Origin of the sequence: Ancylobacter mangrovi (assembly GCF_024752335.1) — a bacterium.
GTDB classification, from domain to species: domain Bacteria; phylum Pseudomonadota; class Alphaproteobacteria; order Rhizobiales; family Xanthobacteraceae; genus Ancylobacter; species Ancylobacter mangrovi.
Genome location: NZ_JANTHY010000001.1, coordinates 762,194 through 786,682 on the forward strand (window position 1 = coordinate 762,194; position 24,489 = coordinate 786,682).

22 protein-coding genes are annotated in these 24,489 nt (G+C 67.1%); 5 read left to right on the forward strand and 17 right to left on the reverse strand.

Annotated features, from left to right (window positions below; genetic code table 11):
- Window positions 1-72: 72 nt before the first annotated feature.
- The 5 genes from NVS83_RS03715 to NVS83_RS03735 form a co-directional block, all read right to left on the reverse strand.
- Complete coding sequence (locus NVS83_RS03715) at window positions 73-330, reverse strand: hypothetical protein (RefSeq protein ID WP_258738116.1); 258 nt, start codon at window positions 328-330, stop codon at window positions 73-75.
- A 111-nt stretch (window positions 331-441) separates the two neighbouring features.
- Window positions 442-795, reverse strand: a complete 354-nt coding sequence (locus NVS83_RS03720; protein WP_258738117.1) for a cupin domain-containing protein — start codon at window positions 793-795, stop codon at window positions 442-444.
- 58 nt (window positions 796-853) lie between these two features.
- Window positions 854-1,378: a peptidoglycan-binding domain-containing protein gene (locus NVS83_RS03725; RefSeq protein ID WP_258738118.1), complete on the reverse strand. Its 525-nt coding sequence runs from the start codon at window positions 1,376-1,378 to the stop codon at window positions 854-856.
- Between the two features lie 225 nt (window positions 1,379-1,603).
- Entirely contained in the window at window positions 1,604-3,229 is a 1,626-nt protein-coding gene (locus NVS83_RS03730; protein WP_258738119.1) for a regulator, read from the reverse strand.
- Between the two features lie 119 nt (window positions 3,230-3,348).
- Entirely contained in the window at window positions 3,349-4,035 is a 687-nt protein-coding gene (locus NVS83_RS03735) for a cysteine hydrolase family protein (protein ID WP_258730748.1), read from the reverse strand.
- Between the two features lie 329 nt (window positions 4,036-4,364).
- Here NVS83_RS03735 and NVS83_RS03740 point away from each other — a divergent pair, with 329 nt between their 5' ends.
- The 3 genes from NVS83_RS03740 (at window position 4,365) to NVS83_RS03750 (ending at window position 8,345) form a co-directional block, all read left to right on the forward strand.
- Entirely contained in the window at window positions 4,365-5,087 is a 723-nt protein-coding gene (locus NVS83_RS03740; RefSeq protein WP_258738120.1) for a hypothetical protein, read from the forward strand.
- A gap of 45 nt (window positions 5,088-5,132) precedes the next feature.
- Window positions 5,133-7,721, forward strand: a complete 2,589-nt coding sequence (uvrB, locus tag NVS83_RS03745) for an excinuclease ABC subunit UvrB (RefSeq protein WP_258738121.1) — start codon at window positions 5,133-5,135, stop codon at window positions 7,719-7,721.
- A 201-nt stretch (window positions 7,722-7,922) separates the two neighbouring features.
- Window positions 7,923-8,345, forward strand: a complete 423-nt coding sequence (locus tag NVS83_RS03750) for a DUF805 domain-containing protein (protein ID WP_258738122.1) — start codon at window positions 7,923-7,925, stop codon at window positions 8,343-8,345.
- A 16-nt stretch (window positions 8,346-8,361) separates the two neighbouring features.
- Here the strand turns inward: NVS83_RS03750 and NVS83_RS03755 are convergent, their stop codons facing one another.
- From NVS83_RS03755 to NVS83_RS03765, 3 genes are all read right to left on the reverse strand, one after another.
- Entirely contained in the window at window positions 8,362-9,420 is a 1,059-nt protein-coding gene (locus NVS83_RS03755; protein ID WP_258738123.1) for a linear amide C-N hydrolase, read from the reverse strand.
- 152 nt (window positions 9,421-9,572) lie between these two features.
- Window positions 9,573-10,550, reverse strand: a complete 978-nt coding sequence (locus NVS83_RS03760) for a Tim44 domain-containing protein (RefSeq protein WP_258738124.1) — start codon at window positions 10,548-10,550, stop codon at window positions 9,573-9,575.
- Window positions 10,551-10,700: 150 nt separating this feature from the next.
- Window positions 10,701-10,877: a hypothetical protein gene (locus NVS83_RS03765; protein ID WP_258730742.1), complete on the reverse strand. Its 177-nt coding sequence runs from the start codon at window positions 10,875-10,877 to the stop codon at window positions 10,701-10,703.
- A gap of 352 nt (window positions 10,878-11,229) precedes the next feature.
- Here NVS83_RS03765 and ppc point away from each other — a divergent pair, with 352 nt between their 5' ends.
- A complete protein-coding gene (ppc, locus tag NVS83_RS03770) occupies window positions 11,230-14,043 on the forward strand; it encodes a phosphoenolpyruvate carboxylase (protein ID WP_258738125.1) in 2,814 nt (937 codons plus the stop codon).
- A 3-nt stretch (window positions 14,044-14,046) separates the two neighbouring features.
- Here the strand turns inward: ppc and NVS83_RS03775 are convergent, their stop codons facing one another.
- Together NVS83_RS03775 and NVS83_RS03780 are read right to left on the reverse strand one after the other, a co-directional pair.
- Window positions 14,047-14,793, reverse strand: a complete 747-nt coding sequence (locus NVS83_RS03775) for a 3-keto-5-aminohexanoate cleavage protein (RefSeq protein ID WP_258738126.1) — start codon at window positions 14,791-14,793, stop codon at window positions 14,047-14,049.
- A 32-nt stretch (window positions 14,794-14,825) separates the two neighbouring features.
- On the reverse strand, window positions 14,826-15,299 hold the full coding sequence (locus NVS83_RS03780) for a YaiI/YqxD family protein (protein ID WP_258738127.1): 474 nt from the start codon (window positions 15,297-15,299) through the stop codon (window positions 14,826-14,828).
- 383 nt (window positions 15,300-15,682) lie between these two features.
- Here NVS83_RS03780 and ggt point away from each other — a divergent pair, with 383 nt between their 5' ends.
- Complete coding sequence (gene ggt / locus NVS83_RS03785) at window positions 15,683-17,461, forward strand: gamma-glutamyltransferase (protein WP_258738128.1); 1,779 nt, start codon at window positions 15,683-15,685, stop codon at window positions 17,459-17,461.
- A gap of 24 nt (window positions 17,462-17,485) precedes the next feature.
- Here ggt and NVS83_RS03790 read toward each other — a convergent pair whose 3' ends face one another.
- The 7 genes from NVS83_RS03790 to urtA form a co-directional block, all read right to left on the reverse strand.
- Window positions 17,486-17,851, reverse strand: a complete 366-nt coding sequence (locus NVS83_RS03790) for an FmdB family zinc ribbon protein (RefSeq protein ID WP_258738129.1) — start codon at window positions 17,849-17,851, stop codon at window positions 17,486-17,488.
- A gap of 163 nt (window positions 17,852-18,014) precedes the next feature.
- Window positions 18,015-19,250, reverse strand: a complete 1,236-nt coding sequence (gene fmdA, locus NVS83_RS03795; RefSeq protein WP_258730737.1) for a formamidase — start codon at window positions 19,248-19,250, stop codon at window positions 18,015-18,017.
- A 74-nt stretch (window positions 19,251-19,324) separates the two neighbouring features.
- Window positions 19,325-20,014: an urea ABC transporter ATP-binding subunit UrtE gene (urtE, locus tag NVS83_RS03800; protein ID WP_258738130.1), complete on the reverse strand. Its 690-nt coding sequence runs from the start codon at window positions 20,012-20,014 to the stop codon at window positions 19,325-19,327.
- 10 nt (window positions 20,015-20,024) lie between these two features.
- Entirely contained in the window at window positions 20,025-20,792 is a 768-nt protein-coding gene (gene urtD / locus NVS83_RS03805) for an urea ABC transporter ATP-binding protein UrtD (RefSeq protein WP_258730735.1), read from the reverse strand.
- A gap of 12 nt (window positions 20,793-20,804) precedes the next feature.
- Window positions 20,805-21,965 (reverse strand): urea ABC transporter permease subunit UrtC, encoded by a 1,161-nt coding sequence (gene urtC / locus NVS83_RS03810; protein ID WP_258738131.1) that lies wholly within the window; start codon window positions 21,963-21,965, stop codon window positions 20,805-20,807.
- A 10-nt stretch (window positions 21,966-21,975) separates the two neighbouring features.
- Window positions 21,976-22,902, reverse strand: a complete 927-nt coding sequence (gene urtB / locus NVS83_RS03815) for an urea ABC transporter permease subunit UrtB (protein ID WP_258730732.1) — start codon at window positions 22,900-22,902, stop codon at window positions 21,976-21,978.
- Between the two features lie 98 nt (window positions 22,903-23,000).
- Window positions 23,001-24,284: an urea ABC transporter substrate-binding protein gene (gene urtA, locus NVS83_RS03820; RefSeq protein WP_258738132.1), complete on the reverse strand. Its 1,284-nt coding sequence runs from the start codon at window positions 24,282-24,284 to the stop codon at window positions 23,001-23,003.
- Between the last annotated feature and the right edge of the window lie 205 nt (window positions 24,285-24,489).

The window sequence follows — 24,489 nt, forward strand, 5'->3', positions numbered from 1 at the left end:
GACGATGCATCCCACCCCGCCACCGGTCAAGGACGAGCGCGCAACACCGGACGCAAAATCCGCGCCCGGCGGTCAGTGCAGCGGAACGGAGCTCGCGGCGAGGCGCAGCGGGGCGGGCCGCAGGGAGACGTTGCACGGCTCCCTGGCGAAGATCCAGCTCGAGACGTTCTCGTTCATGCCGCACACCGCCATGCGCGGGCCGGAGGGGCCGGACAGGCACACGCGCTGGCCGAGCTGGTAGTCGCGCCCGCCCGCGCGGCAGGTGCAGTCCGCCGCCGCGCTGCCGGCGGTCGCCAGCAGCAGAACGGCGGCCGTGGCAAGAGGCGGCAAGGCAAGATGCGGCAGAGCAAGATGTTGCAAGGAAAGGGAGGATGCGCTGCGTATGCGATCGTACTGCATATCGACACCTTCCGTGTTGAGGCGCATGCAGTACGAAGCTTCTCAGATCAGGCGGATGACGTAAAGTTTGCGCGTGGTCTCGACGACTTCCCAGATACCCTTGAAGCCGGGGCGGATGACGAAGCTGTCGCCCGCCTGCAGCCGCACCGGGGCGGCGCCGTCCTCGTGCAGGATCGAGACGCCGGCGGTCAGCGTGCAGAACTCCCATTCCTCATAGTCGACCCGCCAGGCGCCGGGCGAGGATTCCCACACCCCGGCGAACAGCGCGCCGTCCGGCAGCGTCTCGAAGTTCCAGGTGAGATGGCGCGGATTGCCGGCGACGACGCGCTCGGGCAGCGGCGCGGTCTCTTCCGGCTCGCCGAAGGTTTCGAGGTCGAACTTGAGCAGCAGGGACATGGATGTCTCGACAGGAGGAGGGAAGGCCACCGGATGATGGCATCCGATGGCCGGCCCGTCAGCTGAAGAAACCCTTGATGGTCGCCCAGATGCTCTTCGGCGGCGCGTCGGCGGCGTCCGCCACCGGCTTCTCGTCCGGTGCCTGCGGTGCCGGCGCCGCGCCGGGGTCGATCTGCGACTTCGAGATCACCGCCGGGGTGATTTCCGTGAAGACGGCCAGCTTGGCGAGCGTCGCGGGGCCGGCGAAGCCGTCCGCCTCGAGCCCGTTGGCGGCCTGGTAGGTCTTCACGGCCTTGGCGGTGCCGGCGCCGAACTTGCCGTCGGCGGCGATGCCGAGGGCCGATTGAAGCTTCTTCACCGTCTCGCCCGAGGAGCCCACCTTCAGCAGGACGAGTTCGTAAAGGCCGAGCGAGGCGAAGGTGTCGGGACCGGCGATGCCGTCGGTGCTCAGCCCGTGCTCCTTCTGATACGCCTTGAGCGCCTCCTCCGTCTGGGGCCCGAACCGGCCGTCGGCCGGGACACCAAGCTTCTCCTGGAGGATCTTCACCGGCGTGCCGGCAAGTCCCTTTTTCAAGATCGACATGATCAAAGCCTTTCAAGCCAGTGTGGACGCGGCCGCGCAGCGGCCCCGGCCGGCAGGGTGCGCCCGCCGGCGAGGACAGCAGAGCACAGCTCGGCCCACAGCAGAATGAAAGTTACAAAGGGGCATCCCGCAGGCGGAAGTGGCGCGAGCCATCCAGGGAGATGACCCGCGCCGCCTCAAGTCGCTCCGTGCCCCCCGGCCGAAGCGCGAGAGCCGATGCCGCGCCTATTCCGCCGGCGCGGGCTGCGCGCCCTTGGGCTCGGTGTCGCGCGCCTCCGCCGGCAGGCTCTCGGGCACGGCGTAGCGGGAGCAGGCGAACAGCAGGCCGGCGACCATGACATAGGCGAGCGAGACGCCCGGCGTGACCGCGATGCCGACCATCTCGCCATGCATGAAGCCGAAGAAGGTGAGCACCGCGCCCGCGAGCGCGAAGGCGGAGGCGTGGACGAACTTGCGCTCGATGACGAACACGGCGATGGCGCCGAGCACCAGCCCGACCAGGATCGCGCCGCCGCCCATCACCTCCAGCCCGTGATAGAGCACGCCGACCGAGCCGAGCTTGTCGAAGCCGATGGCGGCGGCCGAGGTGCCGGCGAGGCCGAGCGAGTTGTCGATCAGCAGCTTCGCCCAGGCGGCGAGGTGGGGGCTGAGCGCCAGCACGACGGCGGGCGCGTGACGGCTCGGCGTGGTCTGGAACGCCTGCGCGCCGATGAGCATGCCGATGTAGAGCAGGATCGGCGAGATCGCGACCACCGGGATCAGCGCCAGCAGCAGCGCGATGACGCCGAACCAGGCAAGGACGATCACCATCAGGCCGGTGGCGGCGGAATAGCCGATGCGCCCGCCCATCGACTTCCAGCCCGGGTGGCCGATATAGACCGCGTTGATGAACGGGTTGCCCATCAGGCAGCCGATCAGGCTGACCACGCCGTCGGCGGTGAGCACCCGCGTGGTCGGGTAGTGGTCGCCCGCCGCCTCGGCGCTCTCCACATTGTCCATCGCCTCGACGAGGTCGTAGATGCCGAACGGGATCGCGGTGACGAGGATCACGCCGAGATAGCGGAAGCCGTGGAAGACGTGGTCGAGAGCCGGCAGCGGGATCTCGAAGCCGAAATTCGCCACCGCGTCGCCGACATTGGCGAGGCTCATGCCGCCATAGCCGAGGCCGAAGATGTTCGACCCCCAGGCGATGACCATGCCGACCGCGATGGCGACGAGGCCGGCGGGGATGCCCTTCGGGTACTTCACCCCGCCGAACCAGCTCACCATGATGACGGCGAAGCAGGTGAGGCCGATCACCGGCGTGGCGAAGATCTCGAAGGCGGGGCGCATGGAGATGAAGGCGATGGACACGCCCGCCAGCGTGCCGAGCAGTGCGGCGCGCGGCGTGATGCGCCGGATATAGGGGGCGACGAAGCCGCCGATCATCAGGATGAAGCTCTGGAAGAACACCCAGACGAGGCCCGCCTCCCAGCCCTGGATCGGGTCGCCGGTCGAGGCGCCGATCGGCAGCATGATCACGAAGGTGACGACGAACATGTGCGGCACGCTGATGCCGGAGGGCAGGGCGCAGACGTCGTCGCGTCCGGTCTTCTTGGCGAGCTGGTAGCCGAGAAAGGCGTAATAGGCCGTCGACAGGAACATCATCAGCCCGACCGCCGGCAGGATGCGCCCGAACACGATCTCCGGCGGCATCTTCAGCACGAACTGCAGCAGGCCCGTCAGCACCAGCATGTTGACGAGGATATTTGTGCCGAATCCGAACAGGGCATTCCAGTCGCCCCGCGTCCACAACGTCGGACGCATGCCGATGCGGGCGGGCGATATCGGTGTCATCTCGTTCGCGGACATGAAGCTGATCCCCATGGAAAGACGGTGGTCGCGCAGGCGTCAGGCACGGATCACGTTCGTCGGGGCGGCGGCGCGGGCGGCGTCGCCTCCGTGGCGTCAGCTCGTCGGCGGGCGGGCGCTCACGCGGCCTGCGCCTTGTTGCCGAGGGCGGCGACGAGGCCGGAGGAGGAGGACACCCAGCCGAAGATCCCGCCCTGCGCCTTGATCATCTCGAGGCCGACGCGGTGGAATTCCGGGAAGTAGGAGGCGCAGCAATCGGCCAGCGCCACGCAGCGATAGCCGCGGTCGTTGCCCTCGCGAATGGTGGTGTGCACGCAGACCTCGGTGGTGACGCCGCACACCAGCAGCGTGTCGATGCCGCGGTTCTTCAGCATCAGCTCGAGGTCGGTCTGGTAGAAGGCGCCCTTGCCGGGCTTGTCGAGCACCGGCTCGCCCTCGGCGGGGGCGAGCTCGGCGATGATGTCGTGGCCCGGCTCGCCGCGGATGAGGATGCGCCCCATCGGCCCGGCGCAGCCGATGCGCGCCGTGGGTTCGCCGCGCTCCACCTTGGCGGGCGGGGCGTCCATCATGTCCGGGCGATGGCCCTCGCGGGTGTGGATCACCAGCATGCCGGCGGCGCGGGCGGCGGCGAGGGCGGCCTGGCACGGCCCGACCGCCGCCTGCAGCAGCGACACGTCGTTGCCGAGCGTCTCGCCAAAGCCGCCGGGCTCCAGAAAGTCGCGCTGCATGTCGATGATGACCATCGCCGTGCGCTTCGGGTCGAAGGCGATCGGCGCCGGCTCGGCGGCGAGGAGGGATTCGGGCATGGCAGGCTCCGCATTCGTCCACGGCGATGCGCGTCCGTGTTGCATACATTGAAGTATGCATATGCCATGCCAATGATTAAATTTAAGGCATTATAGAGAAATATATTATTAGAATCAGTTATTTATATTCCCGCATTCATCGTGGGGTCGTCGCATCACATGGCGGCAAAGTGAGCGATGTGGCGTCGAAACCGCCATTCCTGTCGGCCGGAGCCAAGAGAGGAATTCTGTTCCACGACTAATTTTGACGAAGGGGCCGGCAATCGTAAATTGCAATTGACCGAGATCAAAAACCAACTAACGGTTGTATATCCATTGGGGGGTATACGATGCGCAACGGCTTGCTAGTGGCATTTGCTTCGACATTGTTTCTTGCGGCCTGTCAGGGCGGGCCGACCGGCTCCACGAGAGCGGCGGTCGTTCTGCCGGGCGATTGGATCAAGGCCCGGCCAATCCAGCCACCGCAGAGCAATGTGCAGGTGGGCTCGCTCTATTACGCGCGCGAGGAGCCAACCGAGAAGTTGGACCGGCCTCTGGCGCTTGAGCCGCTGTGCTTCACGGATCTCGATCTGCACGGCATCGCACTCGTCGACAATAGCAACGTTCCCAGCTTCGACGTCACCAGCGCTTTCTCCGGCGGCGGCCACTTCTCCGGCCTTCGCACGCGGCTGCTGAGCGCCGGGCTAAGCGGCGACGTTACCGACTATTATGATTTGAAGCTCGTCAACGTGACCAAGTCCGGCATCACCCATACGGACGCAGAGAACCTGTTCGAGGCGCTCAGCCAGCGCGGCAACTGCCGGCGCTGGTTCTCCAACCTGGACAAAAATCTCAAGCAGTTCGCCATCTATCAGATCGAGTCGGTCTATAGCGGGGACATCGCCCTTTCACGCAAGCAGAGCCAGTCCGGCCAGGCCAATCTCTCGCTCACACTGGCCAAGCTTCAGCCGCAGCTTGAAGCCGAGTTGAAGCGCGAGACCGGGGATGCGGTGACAGGCAAGACCATGGTCTTCGCGGTCGTTCCGCTTGTGCGCAATCCGCAGGCGCGGTGAGGGCGAGCCCTTTCCTCCGGGGGCGTCCGACCCCATATTGGCGCCATGCCGAAAGCTGCACGTCCCGGCGGATTCGGAGAGCGCTCGCAGCGCGCCTTCGAACCCGCGCAAGTTTCCACGCTCGATCCCGCCCTCGCCGAGAAGCTCGGCGTGGCGCCGACTTCGGGCGCCTCCGCCACAGTCGCCGCCCTGTCGGCGCTGATCGAGGGCGGGCGCGCCGAAGTCGACAAACAGGTGTGGGCGCCACATCGCCCGGCGCGGCCGGAAAAGTCGGAAGGCGGCGTCCGCTTCGAGCTGAAGTCGGACTACACGCCCAATGGCGACCAGCCGCAGGCGATCGCCGAGCTGGTCGAGGCGGCGGACCAGGGCGAGCGCGACCAGGTGCTGCTCGGCGTGACCGGCTCGGGCAAGACCTTCACCATGGCCAACGTCATCCAGCGCGTGCAGCGCCCGGCGCTGGTGCTGGCGCCGAACAAGACGCTCGCGGCGCAGCTCTATGGCGAGTTCAAGAGCTTCTTCCCCGACAACGCGGTCGAGTATTTCGTCTCCTATTACGACTACTACCAGCCGGAAGCCTATGTGCCGCGCACCGACACCTTCATCGAGAAGGAGTCGTCCATCAATGAGCAGATCGACCGCATGCGCCATTCGGCGACGCGCGCGCTGCTGGAGCGCGACGACGTCATCATCGTCGCCTCGGTGTCCTGCATCTACGGCATCGGCTCGGTCGAGACCTACGCGTCGATGACCTTCAAGGTCGAGATCGGCGAGCACATCGACCAGCGCCAGCTCCTCGCTGACCTCGTCGCCCTCCAGTACAAGCGCACCCAGGGCGATTTCGGCCGCGGCACCTTCCGGGTGCGGGGCGATGTGATCGAGATCTTCCCCGCGCATTACGAGGACCGCGCCTGGCGGGTCTCGCTGTTCGGCGACGAGGTGGAGAGCATCCAGGAGTTCGACCCGCTGACCGGGCAGAAGTCGCAGGATCTCAAGTTCATCAAGCTCTACGCCAACTCGCACTATGTGACGCCGCGCCCGACGCTGATCCAGGCGATCCAGGGCATCAAGGCCGAGCTCAAGCACCGGCTCGAGGAGCTCAACGCGATGGGCCGTTATCTCGAGGCCCAGCGGCTGGAGCAGCGCTGCACCTTCGACCTCGAGATGATGGAGGCGACGGGAAGCTGCGCCGGCATCGAGAACTATTCGCGCTGGCTCACCGGACGCCTTCCCGGCGAGCCGCCGCCGACGCTGTTCGAATACGTGCCCGACAACGCCCTCATCTTCGTCGACGAGAGCCACGTCACCGTGCCGCAGATCGGCGCCATGTACCGCGGCGACTTCCGCCGCAAGGCGACGCTGGCCGAATACGGCTTCCGCCTGCCGAGCTGCATGGACAACCGGCCGCTGCGCTTCGAGGAATGGGAGGCGATGCGCCCGCAGACGGTGCATGTCTCCGCCACCCCCGGCAAATGGGAGATGGAGAAGACCGGCGGCGTGTTCGTCGAGCAGGTCATCCGCCCGACCGGGCTGGTCGACCCCGAGGTCGAGGTGCGCCCCGCCCGGACCCAGGTCGACGACCTCTTGGGCGAGGTGCGGCAGGTGGCGGCGAAGGGCTACCGCACGCTGGTGACGACGCTGACAAAGCGCATGGCCGAGGACCTGACCGAATATCTGCACGAGAACGGCATCCGCGTGCGCTACATGCATTCGGACATCGACACCATCGAGCGCATCGAGATCATCCGCGACCTCAGGCTCGGCGCCTTCGACGTGCTGATCGGCATCAACCTGCTGCGCGAGGGGCTCGACATTCCTGAATGCGGGCTGGTGGCGATCCTCGACGCCGACAAGGAAGGCTTCCTGCGCTCGGAGACCTCGCTGATCCAGACCATCGGCCGCGCCGCACGCAATGTCGACGGCCGGGTGCTGCTCTATGCCGACACCATCACCGGCTCGATGGAGCGGGCGATGGCGGAGACCGAGCGCCGCCGCATCAAGCAGGTTGCGTGGAACACCGAGCACGGCATCACGCCGGAGAGCGTGAAGAAGGCGATCGGCGATATCCTCGAAAGCGTCTATGAGCGCGACCACGTCACCGTCGATTCCGGCCTCGCCGAGGGAGCCGCGACCTACGGCAACAACCTCGCCACGGTGATCGCCGACCTCGAAAAGCGCATGCGCGCGGCGGCGGCCGACCTCGATTTCGAGCAGGCCGCGCGGCTGCGCGACGAGATCAAGCGGCTGCAGGCGACCGAGCTCGCCATCTCCGACGATCCGCTGGCGCGCCAGGACAGCGTGGACGACCGCACCGGCGGCTATCGCGGCGAGCGCAAGTACGGCCGCGCCGGCAATTTGCCGGAGAAAAAGGGCAAGGGCGGCGCGAAAGCGGGCCGGGGCGGGCCGCGCTCCTCGCCCGGCCACGTCTCCTCCAGCGCCTCGGCGCGGGCGGACGAGGCGCAGGCAGGCTACGACGCCGGCGGCTCGGGCTCCCGCGTGATCCGGCCCTCGCTGGACGACATGGGCCCCGGCACGGACCGTGCCGAGCCGCTGGGGCCGGACGGGTGGACCCGTCCCGAGCGCCCGGACCCGATGACCAAGGGCTATCGCAAGGGCGGGCGGCGCAAGGGGCGCTGAGGCCACTCCTGCGTCCGGCGGTACGGGCCTGCCCAGGTCGAGCCCTTCCCCGATCGTAATCCAGGGTTGTGCGCGGCGCGGATCTTCCCGTAATCTCTGCCGTCACGGGCATGGCGGGCCCTTGCGGCAGAGGTATCAATATAGGGTTAATACCCTCCGTCGTATGTTCCGCTTCCCGGGGGAGTTAAGTCGGTCAAGCAGATGAAGACGAGTTATGGGCAGCGACTCGAGTTCGGTGAATCGATTTCGAGTGTTCTGAGCAAGTACGCCACGTTCCACGGACGCGCGCCGCGTTCGGAATACTGGTGGTGGGTCCTGTTCACGATTCTGGTGCAGGCCGCGACCGGCATTCTCGACGCCGCCCTGTTCGACAATTACGGCCTCATCGCGCATCACGGCGCGCGCGGGTTCACCCCGCTGTCCAGCCTCGCCGGTCTCGCCATGCTGCTGCCGAGCCTTGCGGTCGGCGCGCGGCGCTTTCACGACCTGGGCCGCAGCGCCTGGTGGCTGCTGATCGGGCTCACCGGCATCGGCGCCTTCGTCATCTTCTTCTGGTTCATGGCGCGCGGCGATGAGGGGCCCAACCGTTACGGCCGGGACCCCCTCGACCGCCGTCCCGTCTAGCTGACGGCGGCGCGGCTCACTTCGACAGGTTGACGAAGTCGGGCTTCACCTCGAAGGACACGGTGCGGATGTCCTTCGCGTCGAGATCGAGCTCGGAGAAGATGAGCGCGCGCGGGTTGGGGTTCTTGTAGTCCCAGATGGCGTAGATGCCGCGTTTGAGGTCGGCGACCGCCGACCATTCGGTCGTCTCCCAGCCGGCGACGCCCCCGCCCACATCCGAGCCGGCCTCGGTGCGGATCGCGCCGGGCGGGATGTCGAAATTGTCGAGGATGTGCCGGGCGGCGTCCATCGCGTCGAGGCCGGTGGCGAGCGGCGGCAGGCTGTCGGCGAACATGGTGGCGCGGATGAAGCGCGAGGGCGACAGGAAGTCGCCGGGAATGCCGTGCATGCCCGCGCCGGTCGAGGGGCCGGCGAAGCTTTCGCCGCCGATCTTGCGGGCCGGGGGCTCGTTCGGCGACAGATTGCCGTAGAGGCCGAGATTGGCGAGGTGCCAGGGGAATTCCGGCGCGTTGGTCAGCGTGCCGATCGGGTTGTCGTACATGTTCAGCTTGCCGCCGACATATTCGATGACGAGGCTCTTGCCCTGAAGATCGTGCAGCGTGACGTGCAGCGGCACTGGCATCTTGAAGGTTTCCTGCGGCGCCTTGTTTACCTTGATCTTGGGCAGGTTTTCCTTCACCTCGTCGATCGTGGCGAAGTTGGTCAGGATCCAGGTCAGCAGCTCGATCGAGGCGATGGAGTTCTTGGCCTCGCCGGGGGCGACGTCCTGGAACTCGGCATAGTTCGGCAGGTAGAGCATGCCCCCGCCCAGGCCCTTCTCGTTCATCCCGTCGACGAGGATGTTCAGGCCGAGCGCGTTGGCGCCGGCAGCGCCGTATTTGGAGGTCCAGGAGAGGCCGGCGCCGGCCGTGCCGTCAGGCCCGGTGCCGGTGAACGCGTGGTTGCGGGGGATCACCATGAGCTGCGAGTGCAGCGGCATGCTGAACTCCATGGTGCGGCCATACACATAAGAGCCGTCCTGCGCCGCCAGGACGAAGGAGGTGCAGGCGTTGGCGGCGATCGGTGCCGCCGCCATGGAAAACGACGCCGCAGCAACGATTCCCTGTCGAACGAATGAACGGAACATGGAGACTCTCCCTTGCCTCGATTGGTTGAGGGAGGGCTATCCTGGGATCGAATTCCCTATCGTTCGATGACCTGGGTCAGCTTTCCGCTAGGAAAGCGGCGTTAACCTTGCTGAATTGCGCTCAGCGTCCACTCGCCGCCGGGGCTGCGCACGAAGGTCCAGAACTCGGTCACCTGCGCCGGGCGGTCCGGGTCGCCCTGGACGACGCGGCCGGTGGCGCTCTCCACGGTGACGTCCTTCAGCTCGTAGCGCATGGCGACGGTGGCATAGTCGCGATCGCCCTCGCTCCACGCTTCCGAGAGGTCGCCCTGGAGCAGCTTCACGTCGGACAGCCGGTTCTCGAGGCCATTGCGGACGAGATCGTCGAGCTCCTCGCCGATATAGCCCATCATCTCCGGCGTCAGCCGGCGCGCCAGCTCGGCGCGGTCCTGCCGGCCATAGGCGCTCTGGACCTCGCCGAGAAGGCGCTCGAAACTGTCGAAATCGGTGCCCTCCAGCTTCAGCGGCCGGCCGCGCGGCGCAGAGCCGAAACCGGGCCGCACCGGGGCGTCGGTGCCGCCGCCGGTCTCGTCGAGGCCGGAGCGGCGCAGCGGATCGGGCCGCGCGCCGGCATAGGACGGCTGGTTGCGCGTGCGCAGCCAGCCCATGACGAGCCGCACCACGATCACGATCAGGGCGATCTGGAGGAGGAGGCCGAAGAAGCCGGCCATGCTGCCGATGCCCGAGAAGAAGCCGCCGCCCATCAGCAGGCCGAACAGCCCGGCGCCAAGCAGGCCGCCCATCAGGCCGCCCATGAAACCGCCGCGGCCGAACATGCCGCCCGGCTGGGTCATCGGCGGGCGCGTAGCGCTCTGCCCGAACTGGCTCTGCGGCGTGGTCGAACGCTGCATCGGCTGGGCGTAGGGGGAGGTGGGGGTCGGCGCGGGCGTCGACCAGGTCCGCATGCCGCGGCTGCCGAAGCTTCCGCTCCGCCCGAGCCGGGCCTCGGCGAAGTCGCTCGCGGCAACGACGCCGACAGCGACGATGACGGACGCCAGCGCAACGCGCAGGGCGGCGGAGCTCAGTCGCAGTTTACGCACGGGTGGCGGGCCTTTCTCGCTCGACAACAGGATGGCGGCGCATGCCGCTACGTCATCCATATGGGGGGCGGGGCAGGCTTTGTCACCCTCTGCCGCGATCACATCCGCGCGCCGTCGCCGAAAGGCGGAGCAGGCGCGGGTCCGCAACGGTCAAAAGCCGAGCAGAGACTCGATGGCCGCGATCGATCCTACCGGCGCGGCGGCCGTATTGCCGGCCTTCTTGTCGGTGGAACTGGCGGTCTGACGCGGATCGGCGGCAAGCGGGGTCTTTGCCGGACGAAGCGCGGCGGGGGTCTGGCCCTCGGCGCGATTCAAGACGGGGGGCATTTCAACGTCCTTCCTGTTACGCACACGCATATGTCACACTGCCGGCCGACTGCCGGCTTCCTGCTGAATCAACACCGCTTTTCTTCCGGCGCTGATCCTTTCACGAACACCGTTATGAACGGCTAACGCTGAACCCCAGCTGAGCGTTTCGTTCATATGTACAGTCATTTCGTTCACAATCGCGGCGGACATAGGGCAATTGTTGCCAGTTCGCACGAGAATCCGAAGCTGTTGCGCCAAGGTCGCACTGGTATCGGGCGGCTGCCTTCCCCGGGTGGGGAAAAGGGCCGCATCGGGGTGTCATGCCCGGCATGCTAATTGCTAAGTCCTACGGGTCTCAGGGAGTATCGCCATGTCCGTTGCCCTCACCATCGCGCTGCCCGATGCCGATATCGATCCGGACGGCGAGCTCGACCTGTCGCTGCGCGAGGACATCCGCATGCTGGGCCGCGTGCTCGGCGACACGCTGCGCGACCAGGAAGGCGAGCCGATCTTCGATCTGGTGGAGAACATCCGGCGGGTCTCGACGCGCTTCCACCGCGAGGAGGACGAGGGCGCCCGGCACGAGCTGGAGGCGATGCTCAGCGACCTCGACGCCGACGACACGATCAGCATCGTGCGTGCCTTCAGCTATTTCTCGCACCTCGCCAACATCGCCGAGGACCAGAACGTCATCCGCCGCATGCGGGCGGCGGCCGCGAGCGGGCACGGCGCCGGGCCGGCGACGGTCGCCGGCGCGCTGGAGCGTGCGCGCAAGGCGGGCATCACCGTCGCCGAGCTGCGCAAATTCTTCGACACGGCGCTGGCGAGTCCGGTGCTGACCGCCCACCCGACCGAGGTGCGCCGCCGCTCCACCCTGACGCACGAGATGCGTATCGCCGAGCTGCTGGCCGATCGCGCCCGCACCGAGCCGACGCCCGAGGAGCAGCAGCTTGCCGACGACGAGCTGCGCCGCCGCGTGCTGACGCTCTGGCAGACCAACCTCCTGCGCAAGACCAAGCTCACCGTGCTCGACGAGGTGGCGAACGGCCTCGCCTATTACGACTACACCTTCCTGCGCCAGCTCCCCACGCTCTACGCGGCGGTGGAGGACCGGCTGGCGGCGATGGAGAGCGACGCCGCCGAGAACGGCGCGCTGCTGCCGCCGCCCGAGCTCGCCTCCTTCTTCCGGGTTGGAAGCTGGATCGGCGGCGACCGCGACGGCAATCCCTTCGTCACCGCCGACGTGACCAGCGAGACCATGCGCATGCAGAGTGCGCTGGCGGTGGGCTTCTATCTCAGCGAGCTGCACGAGCTCGGTGGCGAGCTGTCCATCAGCACCATCCGGGTGAAGGTCTCGGACGAGCTGATGGCGCTGATCGACACCGCGCCCGGCGAGACCTCGCCGCACCGGCGCCACGAGCCCTACCGCCTCGCCATGGGCGCCATCGCGACGCGGCTGCGCGCCACCGCGTTCCGCCTAGAGGTCGCCGACCTCGCTGGCGTCACCGAGAAGCCGGACGCGGCCCCTTATGGTTCGGCGGCGGAACTGCGCGCCGACCTCGACGTGCTCGACCGTTCGCTCAAGGCGCACGGCTCGGCCGCCGTCGCGCGCGGCAAGCTGAGGGCGCTGCGCCGGGCGGTGGACTGCTTCGGCTTCCATCTTGCGATCCTCGATTCGCGCCAGAACTCCGACGTGCACGAGCGCTGCGTGACCGAGCTGTTCGAGGTCGCCTCGCCGGGCACCAACTACAAGGCGCTGCCCGAGGGCACCCGCGTCGCGCTGCTGCTGCGCGAGCTGACCACGGCCCGCCCGCTCACCTCGCCCTTTATCGACTATTCGGACGAGACCGAGGGCGAATTGGAGATGCTGCGCACCTGCGCCCGCATCCACCGGATCTACGGGTCCGAGGCGATGCAGACCGCCATCATCTCCAAGGCCGAAGGCGTCTCCGACATGCTGGAGCTCGCCCTGCTGCTGAAGGAGGTCGGCCTCGTCGACCCGGCGGGCACCTCGGCGATGCACATCGTGCCGCTGTTCGAGACCATCGAGGATCTGCGCAACGCGCCGAAAGTGATGGAGCAGATGTTCCGCCTGCCGGAATATCGCCGGCTGGTCGACAGCCGCGGCGGCGTGCAGGAGGTGATGCTCGGCTATTCCGACAGCAACAAGGATGGCGGCTTCGTCACCTCGGGCTGGGAGCTCTACAAGGCCGAGATCGAGCTGATCGAGGTGTTCAGGCGCCACGGCGTGCGGCTGCGCCTGTTCCACGGGCGCGGCGGCTCGGTCGGCCGCGGCGGCGGGCCGAGCTACGACGCCATCCTCGCCCAGCCGGGCGGGGCGGTGCAGGGGCAGATCCGCATCACCGAGCAGGGCGAGATCATCTCCTCCAAATATTCGAACCCGGCGGTCGGGCGCGGCAATCTCGAGATCCTCACCGCCGCCACGCTGGAGGCGACGCTGCTCTCGGGCGACGCCAAGGCGCCGCGCGACGAATATCTGACCGTGATGGAGGACCTGTCGGAGGCGGCGTTCCGCGCCTATCGCGCGCTGGTCTACGAGACCCCGCGTTTCGAGGACTATTTCTGGGAATCCACCGTCATCAACGAGATCGCGACGCTGAACATCGGCTCGCGCCCGGCTTCGCGCAAGAAGACGCGGCGGATCGAGGACCTGCGCGCCATTCCCTGGGTGTTCTCCTGGGCGCAGTGCCGGCTCATGCTGCCGGGCTGGTACGGCTTCGGCACCGCGGTGCGCCAGTGGCTGGAGCTGCACCCGGACGGGCTCGGCCTGCTGCAGGAGATGTACCGGGAGTGGCCGTTCTTCCGCACCCAGCTCTCCAACATGGACATGGTGCTCTCCAAGAGCTCGATCGCCATCGCCTCGCGCTACGCGCAGTTGGTCGAGGACGCGGAGCTGCGCGAGAGCATCTTCGGGCGCATCCGCACCGAGCATCAGGCGGCGATCGACGCGCTGCTGTCGATTTCCGAACAGCCCCGGCTGCTCGGCTCCAACCCGCTGCTCGACCGCTCGATCCGCGCCCGCTTCCCCTATATCGACCCGCTGAACCACGTGCAGGTCGGGCTCCTGAGGAAGTACCGCGCCAACGATACCGACGAGAAGGTGCTCCAGGGCATCCAGATCACCATCAACGGCATCTCGGCGGGCCTGCGCAACTCCGGCTGAGGCTCAGCCGGTGCCGGTCGCCGCGACCGGATTGGGCGGCACGCGGGCGATCTCCAGCGCCGCCTTGATGAGGGCGGCGTTGTCCTCGGCCTCCTCGCCGGAGGGCAGCAGCTTGCCGTCCTCCAGCCCGATGCGCCCGTCCATGCCGCGCATCAGCGCGTCGCGGTAGAGCGGCCACATCGTCGCGTCGAGCCCGTGCTGGAGCGCGGGCACGTCGAGGCTGGCGCGGGCCAGCACCTTGCGGATCGCGGCGGCGGCCGCCAGCCCCTCGGCCTCGTCCTGCTCGTTGATCTCGATAAGGATGCGCAGCACCTGCCGCGCTTCCGGCAGGGCGACGAAGCGCTCGGCGTCGTCGGCCGACCAGAGCCCGGCCTCGACCCCGATGCCGCGCGACAGGGCGAGGCGGATCATCTCCGGCGCCTCGGGCTCTATCAGGTTCACCGAGACATAGTCCGGCAGCGCGCTCCAGTGCGCCACGGCGTCGAGACGCACGGCGCCGGGGGCGATGCGTCCATGGGTCGACAGGCCGATCGGCGTTCCCGGGACGCGGGCGCGGACCTCCTCCAGCACCTGCGCGACCATGTCGGGGGCGAGCGTCTCGGCGCCGTCCGCGCCGCGCACATGGATGTGGATCTCGCTGGCGCCGGCGGCGAGCGCGGCCACTGCGTCGGCGGCGAGGTCGGCGGCGCTCAGCGGCGTGAGGCGGTGAAAATCCCGCGTACGCGAGCCATTGAGGCAGGCCTGCAGCATTGGCATCTCCTTCGGCGGCGAATGTCAGCCCTTCAACCCGCCAGGAAGCCCTTTCGTTTCAGCCGATTTACAGCGCGGTCGAGCGCCTGCAGAAATTCCGAGCGGTCGCGCGGCAAAAAGGGACGGGGCCCGCGGGTGATCTCGCCCGCCTCGCGCAGGTCCTGCATGAGGTTGCGGGTGGCGAGCTGCATGCCGATGGTGGCGGCGGTGAAGGGCTTTCCGGTCGGCCCGATGGCTTCCGCGCCCTTGGCCACCACCCGTGCGGCGAGCGGCACGTCGGCGGTGACGACGAGGTCGCCTTCCTCCACCCGCTCGGCGATCCAGTCATCGGCCACGTCGAGCCCGGAGGGAACGACGACGCGCTCCACCTCGACGTCGCGGGGAACGGCGATGTAGCTGTTGGCGACCAGGAACACCTTGATGCGATGCCGCGCGGCGACGCGGTAGGTCTCGTCCTTCACCGGGCAGGCATCGGCGTCGATATAGATGAAGATCGGTTTCGCCACGTTCTCGCGCAGTTCCTGGGTCGGCAGGCGGAGATATCGGAAATCAGGAAGTCGGAGGCCAAGAAAGAAGGGCTGCCCTTGCGAGCAGCCCTTCCCATGTCAGACCGCGGTCCGGCCCGGTGAGCGCCGATCAGGCGGCGCGAAATGTCGCTTCACGCGGCACGGACCTCACAAGAGGCAAGCGTCCAGGTCACGTTCACCGACGACCGCAGATCAAGACGATCAGACACTGGATCACCTCCTTTCAATTGTTGACGACCCTTGAAGCTTAACCCGATTCGCCGGGTCGTCACTTCCCCTCGGCCAGTGCGATGCGGATTTCCCCTTCACATCGCGTTACGGTGAGCAATCATCTTTGTGCATGCGCGAAAAGAGGGCAGGTGATGCGGCGAGCTTGGCAGCGAGGCGGATGGCTCGGTTGCTGGTGGCTGGTGGCGCTGGCGGTTCTCGCCGGCCCGCTTCAGGCCCAGCAGAGCTCCGATACCCGGCCGCCCGAGGCGGCGAGCGCGCGCATCGCCGGCGCGAAGTCGGCCACCGGGAAACACTGGATGGTGACCGCGGCCAACCCGCTTGCCGCCGAGGCGGGGGCGCAGGTGCTGCGCGAGGGCGGCAGCGCCATCGACGCGCTGGTGGCGACCCAGCTCGTGCTGGGGCTGGTCGAGCCGCAGTCCTCCGGCCTCGGGGGCGGCGCCTTCCTCGTCTACTGGGACGCCGGCCAGCACCGCCTCACCACCTTCGACGGGCGCGAGACGGCCCCGCGCGCGGCGACGCCGACCCTGTTCCAGGACGCTGCCGGCGCGCCCCTCGCCTTCATGGACGCGGTGATCGGCGGGCGCTCGGTCGGAACCCCCGGCACGCCGCGCCTGCTCGAGACCGTGCATCGCCGCTATGGCCGGCTCGCCTGGTCGCGGCTGTTCCGCCCGGCGATCAACTTGGCGCAGCAGGGCTTCGCCGTCTCGCCGCGGCTCGAGGAACTGATCGCCGACGACGTCGAGACGCTGAAGCGCGACGGCGCGGCGCGGGCCTATTTCCTCGACGCCGACGGTGCGCCGCTCAAAGCCGGCACGATTCTGCGCAATCCGGCCTATGCCCGGACCCTGCAGACGCTGAGCGAAGGCGGTGCGGATGCCTTCTATCGCGGCCCGCTGGCGGGCGAGATCGTGCGTAAGGTGCACGAGGCGGCCAATCCCGGCCTGCTCGCGACCGAGGACCTGCGCGACTATCGGGTGAGGGAGCGCACGCCGGTGTGCGGCAGCTATCGCGGGCTCGACGTCTGCGGCATGGGGCCGCCGAGCTCGGGCGCGCTCACCATCGACCAGATCCTCGGCATGCTGGATGCCTACGACCTCAAGGCGCTCGGGCCGCAATCGCCGGAGGCGTGGCGTCTGATCGCCGACGCCTCGCGCCTCGCCTTCGCCGATCGCGAGCGCTACATGGCCGACGAGGACTATGTGCCGATGCCAACCCGCGGCCTGCTGGCGCGCGACTATCTCGCTGCGCGCGCCCGCCTCCTCGCCGGCGACGACGCCCTGCCGGAGGTGGCGCCCGGCACGCCGACCTGGGACCACGCCATGGCCGCGCCGGCCCGGGCCGACGGCAACGCGCCCGAGCTGCCCTGCACCACGCAGATCACCATCGTCGATGCCGAGGGCAACGTCGTTTCGATGACCTCCACCATCGAGGCGGGGTTCGGCTCGCGGCTGATGGTGGGCGGCTTCCTGCTCAACAATGAGCTGACCGACTTCTCCTTCCGCTCGCAGAAGGACGGCGTGCCGGTGGCGAACCGGGTCGAGCCCGGCAAGCGCCCGCGCTCCTCCATGTCGCCGACCATCGTGCTGAAGGACGGCAAGCCGCTGCTCGCGCTCGGCTCGCCCGGCGGCAGCCAGATCATCGGCTATGTAGCGAAGACGCTGATCGCCCGCTTCGACTGGAACATGCCCATAGCCGAGGCGATCGCGGCGCCGAACGTGCTGGCGCGATTCAATGCGGTCGAGATCGAGGAGGGAAGTGGCGCGCAGGCGCTGGAGCCGGCCCTGCGCGGGCTCGGCTTTGAGGTGCGCACGATGCCGATGACCTCGGGCGTGCAGGCGGTCGAGATCGGCCCCGACGGGCTGACCGGGGCGGCCGATCCGCGCCGCGAGGGGGTGGCGATCGGCGAGTGAGGCGGCGCGGCGCCTACAGCCGCCTCAGTGGCTGATCATCCAGGGGCGAGCCGTGGGGAAGCTCTTGGCGCCGTTCGGGCTGGTCGCGGTCTTCGACTTCTTGCTGCGGCTCTTCATGCCGGAGCAGCACGAGCAGCCGGAACCGTGGCGGGCGCGCTCCTGCTTCGCCTTGTAGCCGTCGACGCTCATCGGTTCGTGGCGGGCCTGCTCGTTGGTGGCGTGGGCAACGAGGCTCGCGCGCGAGACGGACGAGAAGTGGGGCGCGGTCAGCATGACCCGCGGCGCCATCGCGCCGCAGTCGGGGCAGGGTTGCGGGGCCTGATACTCGCTCATCGGGCGCAGCGTGGTGAAGTCGCCGCATTCGTCGCAAAGATATTCGTAGACGGGCATCGGCCGGTTCCTTGGGCGTTTCCTCGTTCCAGAAGGGAAGGCGGTGACGGGCACCGCCGACCGATGGCTTACGGCAGGGATGGCGAGCATGGTCTCGCCACGGCCCTGCCGGACAGGATGGGGCGATGCCTGGCACCGCCCCATTGCCGGACCCAAGCGGGGGTCACAGGTCCGGCGAGATCGGCATGTCGACCGAACCGTCGATAAACTTGGTCGGGCCGGCAGCCGAAGGCTTGATGTCGAAGTCGAAGATCTCGGTCGGCAGCCACAGCGTGGCGCAGGAGTTCGGGATGTCGACGACGCCCGAGAAATGCCCCTGCACCGGCGCCACGCCGAGGATCGAGTGCGCCTGCGCGGGCGAGTAGCCGAACTTGGTCAGGTACTCGATCGCGTTGAGGCAGGCCTGGCGGTAGGCGACGTTGGCGTCGAGATAGTGCTGCGTGCCGCTCTCGTCGACCGAGATGCCCTCGAAGATCAGGTAGTCCTTGTAGTTCGGCGTGATCGGCGACGGCTTGAAGATCGGGTTCTTGATCCCGTACATCGCCATGCCGTTCTTGATCAGATCGACCTTGATGTGCAGCCACGCGCCGAACATCTCGATCGCGCCGCAGAAGGTGATCTCGCCGTCGCCCTGGGAGAAGTGCATGTCGCCCATGGAGAGGCCGGCGCCGTCGACATAGACCGGGAAGTAGATCTTCGAGCCGCGCGACAGGTCCTTGATGTCGCAATTGCCGCCATGCTCGCGCGGCGGCACGGTGCGCGCGCCCTCCGAAGCCACCTTGTCCCAGGCGTCGCCTTTGCCGAGCTTGCCCAGATGCGCGGTCTTGGGCGCGGGCGGGTTGGCGAGCGGGGGCACGCGGGTCGGATTGGTGTCGATCAGCGCCTGCTCGCGCGCGTTCCAGGTGTCGAGCAGGCTCTGCGAGGGCAGGGTGCCGATCAGGCCGGGATGGATGAGGCCGGCGAAGCCGACGCCCGGCACATGCCGCGAGCGGGTGAACATGCCCTCATAGTGCCAGATCGACTTCTGGGCGAGCGGGAAGTGATCGGTCAGGAAGCCGCCGCCGTTCTTCTTCGAGAAGAAGCCGTTGAAGCCCCATTCGTGGCCCTTGAGCGTGCCCGCGTCGAGGATGTCGACGACGAGCAGGTCGCCCGGCGCCGCGCCCTTGATGCCGATCGGGCCGGACAGATAGTGCACGGTCGACAGGTCGACGTCGCGGATGTCGTCGGCGCTGTCATTGTTGGCGATGGCGCCGCCGGTCCAGTCGACGGTCTCGACGATGAAGTCGGCACCGGGCTCGACCCAGGTGGCGATCGGAATGTCCGGGTGCCAGCGATTGTGCAGATATTCGTTCTCCGTGGCCGGCTTGGACAGATCGACCGAGATCAAAGTTTCAGGCATGGCACACTCCGTTCCCCTTGGGCTGCATGCGAATTACTGGGTGGCGGCCGCGGGTCGGCCCGGCCGCCGGTACGTCAGACGGACAGGAAGCGGGCGACCGCGGCCTCGTCGACCTCGGAGCGCTCGTTCTCGTGGACGATCTCGCCGTTCTCGATGACGAGCACGCGGTCGGCGATGTCGAGGGCGAAGGAGAGCACCTGCTCGGAGACGACGATGGACAGGCCGCGCTCGTCGCGGATGCGCTTCAGCGTGCGGGCCATCTCGCGGATGATCGAGGGCTGGATGCCCTCGGTCGGCTCGTCGAGCAGCAGCACCTTGGGCGCGGTGGCGAGCGCGCGGGCGATGGCGAGCTGCTGCTGCTGGCCGCCGGAGAGGTTGCCCCCGCGCCGGCCCTTCATCTCCAGCAGCACCGGGAACAGCTCGTAGATGTCCGTCGGCACCTTGCTTTCGCCGCGCGGGATCAGCCCGGTCTCGATGTTCTCCTGCACCGTCATGGTGGAGAAGATCATGCGGCCCTGCGGCACGTAGGCGATGCCCTTGGCGACGCGCTCGTAGCTCTTCAGCCGGGTGATGTCGGTCTCGCCGACCGAGACCGCGCCGCTCTTGGTCGGCACGATGCCCATGAGCGACTTCATGAGCGTGGTCTTGCCCATGCCGTTGCGGCCCATGATGGCGATGATCTCGTTGGGCGCGACCTTGAAGTCGAGCCCGTGGAGAACCTCGCTCTCGCCGTAGGAGACGTGAAGTTTCTCGACGTTCAGCATGTTCCGCCCCTCAATGGCCGAGATAGACTTCGATGACCTTCGGGTCCGCCTGGACCTTGGCCATCGGGCCTTCCGACAGGATCTTGCCCTGGTGCAGGACCGTGACCTTGTGGGCGATGTCCTCGACGAACTTCATGTCGTGCTCGATCACGATCACCGAGCGGTTCTTGATGATGGTGTGCAGGAGCTCGGCGGTCTTCTTGCGCTCCGACACGCTCATGCCGGCGACCGGCTCGTCCAGCATCAGCAGCTCGGGGTCCTGGATCAGCAGCATGCCGATCTCGAGCCACTGCTTCTGGCCGTGGGAGAGATACTCGGCGCGCTGGTCGAGCTGGTCGGCGAGGAAGATCATCTCGGCGATCTCCTGCACCCGCTCCTTCACCGGCGCGTCGCGGCGGAAGGTGAGGGCGCCGACCACGGAGCGGCCCTTGGGATAGGAGATCTCGAGGTTCTCGAAGACGGTGAGGTCCTCGTAGATCGACGGGTTCTGGAACTTGCGCCCGACCCCGGCGCGCACGATCTCGTGCTCCTTCATCCGGGTCAGCTCCTGGTCCTTGAACTTGATGGACCCGGTGGTCGCCTTGGTGCGGCCGCAGATGAGGTCGAGCACCGTCGTCTTGCCGGCCCCGTTGGGGCCGATGATGACGCGGATCTCGTTCTCGTCGACGTAGAAGGAGAGGTCGTTGACCGCCTTGAACCCGTCGAACGAGACGGTGAGCCCTTCAACCGCGAGGACGAAGTCCTTGTTCATGGTGTCGGTGATGACAGGGGTGTTCATGGGACCTGCTCCTTACTCGGCGGCGGCCGGGGCGTGGCCGGAGGTCGGCGGCGCGGGCGGGGTCGCGTCGCTGCGCTTGGCCGCGCCGCCGAACAGCGGCCCGAGACGGGGGGCGACATAGGTCTGGTAAAGACCGGCGATGCCGTTCGGGAAGGTGAGCACCACGGCGATGAACAGGCCGCCGAGGCCGAACAGCCAGAGCTCGGGGAAGCTCTCCGAGAACGAGGTCTTGGCCCAGTTCACCAGCAGCGTGCCGTAGATGGCGCCGAGGATCGACAGGCGCCCGCCGACCGCGGTGTAGATGACCATCTCGATCGAGGGCACGATGCCGACGAAGGACGGCGACATGAAGCCGACCTGCAGGGTGAACATCGCCCCGCCGATGGCCGACAGCGAGGCCGCCAGGCAGAACACGAACACCTTGAAGTTCGAGACGTCGTAGCCGGAGAAGCGGACGCGGTCCTCCTTGTCGCGCATGGCGACGAGGATGCGCCCGAGCTTGGACGACTTCACGAAATAGGCGAGCAGGATGGAGGCCAGCAGCAGGCCGACGCAGACGAAGTAGAGGATCGTCTTGGCGCTGTCGGTGCGGATGTCCCAGCCGTTCAGCGTGCGCAGGTCGGTGATGCCGTTGATGCCGCCCGTATAGCCCTGCTGGCCGACGATCAGGATGGTGAGGATCGCCGCCAGCGCCTGGGTGATGATGGCGAAGTACACGCCGCCCACGCGCCGCTTGAACATGGCGAAGCCGACGACGAAGGCGAAGATCGCCGGCACCACGAGTACCGCGATGATGGTGAAGCCGAGATGGTGGAACGGCTCCCAGAACCAGGGAAGCTGCGTGATCTGGTTCCAGTCCATGAAGTCGGGAATGCCCGGCGTGGTCTGGATCTTGGTGTTCTCCACGCTGGAGGCTTCCAGCTTGAGGAACATGGCCATGCAGTAGCCGCCGAGGCCGAAGAACACGCCCTGGCCGAGCGAGAGAATGCCCGCATAGCCCCAGCACAGCACCAGGCCGAGCGCGACGAAGGCGTAGGTCAGGTATTTGCCGACGAACTGGAGGCGGAAATTGTCCAGCGTCAGCGGCAGGACCACGAGGAGGAGGATGGCGAGGATCGCGATCCCGATCATGTCCTGCGGGCGCAGGAAGAAGGTGCGGCCGGTCTTTGTCATGTGCGCCTCCTCAGCGACGGACCTTGATGACGAACAGGCCCTGGGGCCGCAGCATCAGGATGATGACCACGCTGAGCAGCGTGAGGACCTTGGCCGTCGAGCCGGACAGGAAGAACTCCATCGTCGACTGGGCCTGGGAGATGGTGAAGGCGGAGGCGATGGTGCCGAGCAGGCTCTGCGCGCCGCCGAAGACGACGACCAGGAAGGTGTCGACGATGTAGAGCTGGCCGGAGGTCGGCCCGGTCGAGCCGATCATGGTGAAGGCCGAGCCGGCGACGCCGGCGATGCCGCAGCCGAGGCCGAAGGTGTAGCGGTCCACCTTCTCGGTGTTGATGCCGACGGCACCCGCCATGACGCGGTTCTGCACCACGGCGCGCACCTGCTTGCCCCAGTTCGACTTGTACATGAGCACGGCGACCGCGACGGTGATGGCGATGGTGAGGCCCATCACGAACAGGCCGTTGATCTGCACCTCGACCATGTCGGTGACGGGCAGCGAGCCCATCATCCATTCCGGCAGCTCGACGCCGACCTCGCGCGGGCCGAACACCGAGCGGTAGACCTGCTGAAGGATCAGGCTGAGGCCCCAGGTGGCGAGCAGCGTGTCGAGCGGGCGTTTGTAGAGCCGCCGGATCATCGCCCATTCGATGAACATGCCGAGCGCGCCGGAGGCGAAGAACGCCAATATCATGGCGACGAAGAAGTAGATGTTGAACAGAGACGGGATGAAATTGAGGAAGAACTGCGATGTGAAATAGGTCACATAGGCGCCGAGGATCATGAATTCGCCGTGCGCCATGTTGATGACGCCCATCTGGCCGAAGATGATGGCCAGGCCGAGCGCCATGAGCACGAAAACCGAAAACAGGATGAGGCCGGCGAAGCCCTGCATCACGAAAATCGAGCCGAGTTCGGCCAGCGAATAGTCTGAGAACATCACGAATCCCCCGGCGTGCGCCCTGCGGCGCGGTCTCCGTTCAATGGAAAAGGCCCCGGAGAGGGCGCGAACGCCCTCTCCGGGTGGCGCTCAAGCGCTCACTGGTAGCCCTCGGGGAACGGGTTGGGCTCGATGAGGTCCGGGGTCTCGAACACCACCTTGAACTGGCCGTCGACCTGCGCCTGGCCAACCCGGGTCTTCGACCACAGGTGATGGTTCTTGTGGATCTTCACATAGCCTTCCGGCGCCTTGGTGAACTCGATGCCGGGCGAGGCCTCGGCGATCTTGTCGATGTCGAAGCTGCCGGCCTTCTCGACCGTCATCTTCCACAGCCAGGGTCCGAGATAGGCGGCCTGGGTCACGTCGCCGATCACGGTCTTCTCGCCCCACATCTTCTTGAACGCGGCGACGAATTCCTTGTTGTTCGGGTTGTCGAGCGACTGGAAGTACTTCATGCAGCTGTAGGCGCCGGCGATGTTCTCGCCGCCGATGCCGTCGATCTCGTCCTCGGTCACCGAGATGGTGAGCAGAGTCTGCTTCGACAGGTCGATGCCCGCGGCCTTGAGCTGCTTGTAGAAGGCGACGTTCGAGCCGCCGACGACCGCGGCGTAGATCACGTCCGGCTTCTTCAGCTTGATCTTATTGATCACCGAGTTGAACTGGGTGTGGCCGAGCGGGAAGTACTCCTCGCCGACGACCTTCGAGTCCTTCAGGTGGCCTTCGATGTGCTTGCGCGCGATCTTCATCGAGGTACGCGGCCAGATGTAGTCGGAGCCGATCAGGTAGAAGGTCTTGCCGCCCTTGGTCTCCTGCACCCAGTCGAGGCCGGCGAGGATCTGCTGGGTGGCCTCCTGGCCGGTGTAGATGACGTTCTTGGACTGCTCGAGGCCTTCATAGAAGGTCGGGTAGTAGAGCATGCCGTTATACTGCTCGACGACCGGCAGCACCGCCTTGCGCGAGGCCGAGGTCCAGCAGCCGAAGATCGCCGCGACCTTGTCCTGCACCAGCAGCTTCTTGGCCTTCTCGGCGAAGGTCGGCCAGTCGGACGCGCCGTCCTCTTGGATGTACTTGATCTTGCGGCCGAGCACGCCGCCGGCGGCGTTGATCTGGTCGATGGCGAGCTTCTCGGCCTGCACCGAGCCGGTCTCCGAGATCGCCATGGTACCGGTGACGGAATGCAGGATGCCGACCGTCACTTCGTCGTCGGTGACCGCAAGTCCCGTCGTGTTGACGTCGGCCGTCGCCGGCGCCTGGGCGTGGGCCGGCGTAGTCAAGAGGCCGGTCTGGGCAAGAAGAGGTACGGCGGGAAGCGCCGCCATGCCCATCAGAAGCTTTCGGCGAGTGGCCGAAAACCTGTTGGAATTATCACTGTTCGAAGACATACGATCCCCTCCACGGGTTTGACGTGGCCTCAACAAGCTTCTCGATGCGCTTGCATTGTGAGGATCGTGGGGGCCGATGCCGCGCCGCAGCAATACGTCGATTGACGTATAGGTGATCCGGTGCCGCCGGGACACACTGGGCTATAGGTTGGGGATACAGGTGCTCGCCGTGCGCTTTCAGTTTTCGCACGCGCGTGTGATGGGT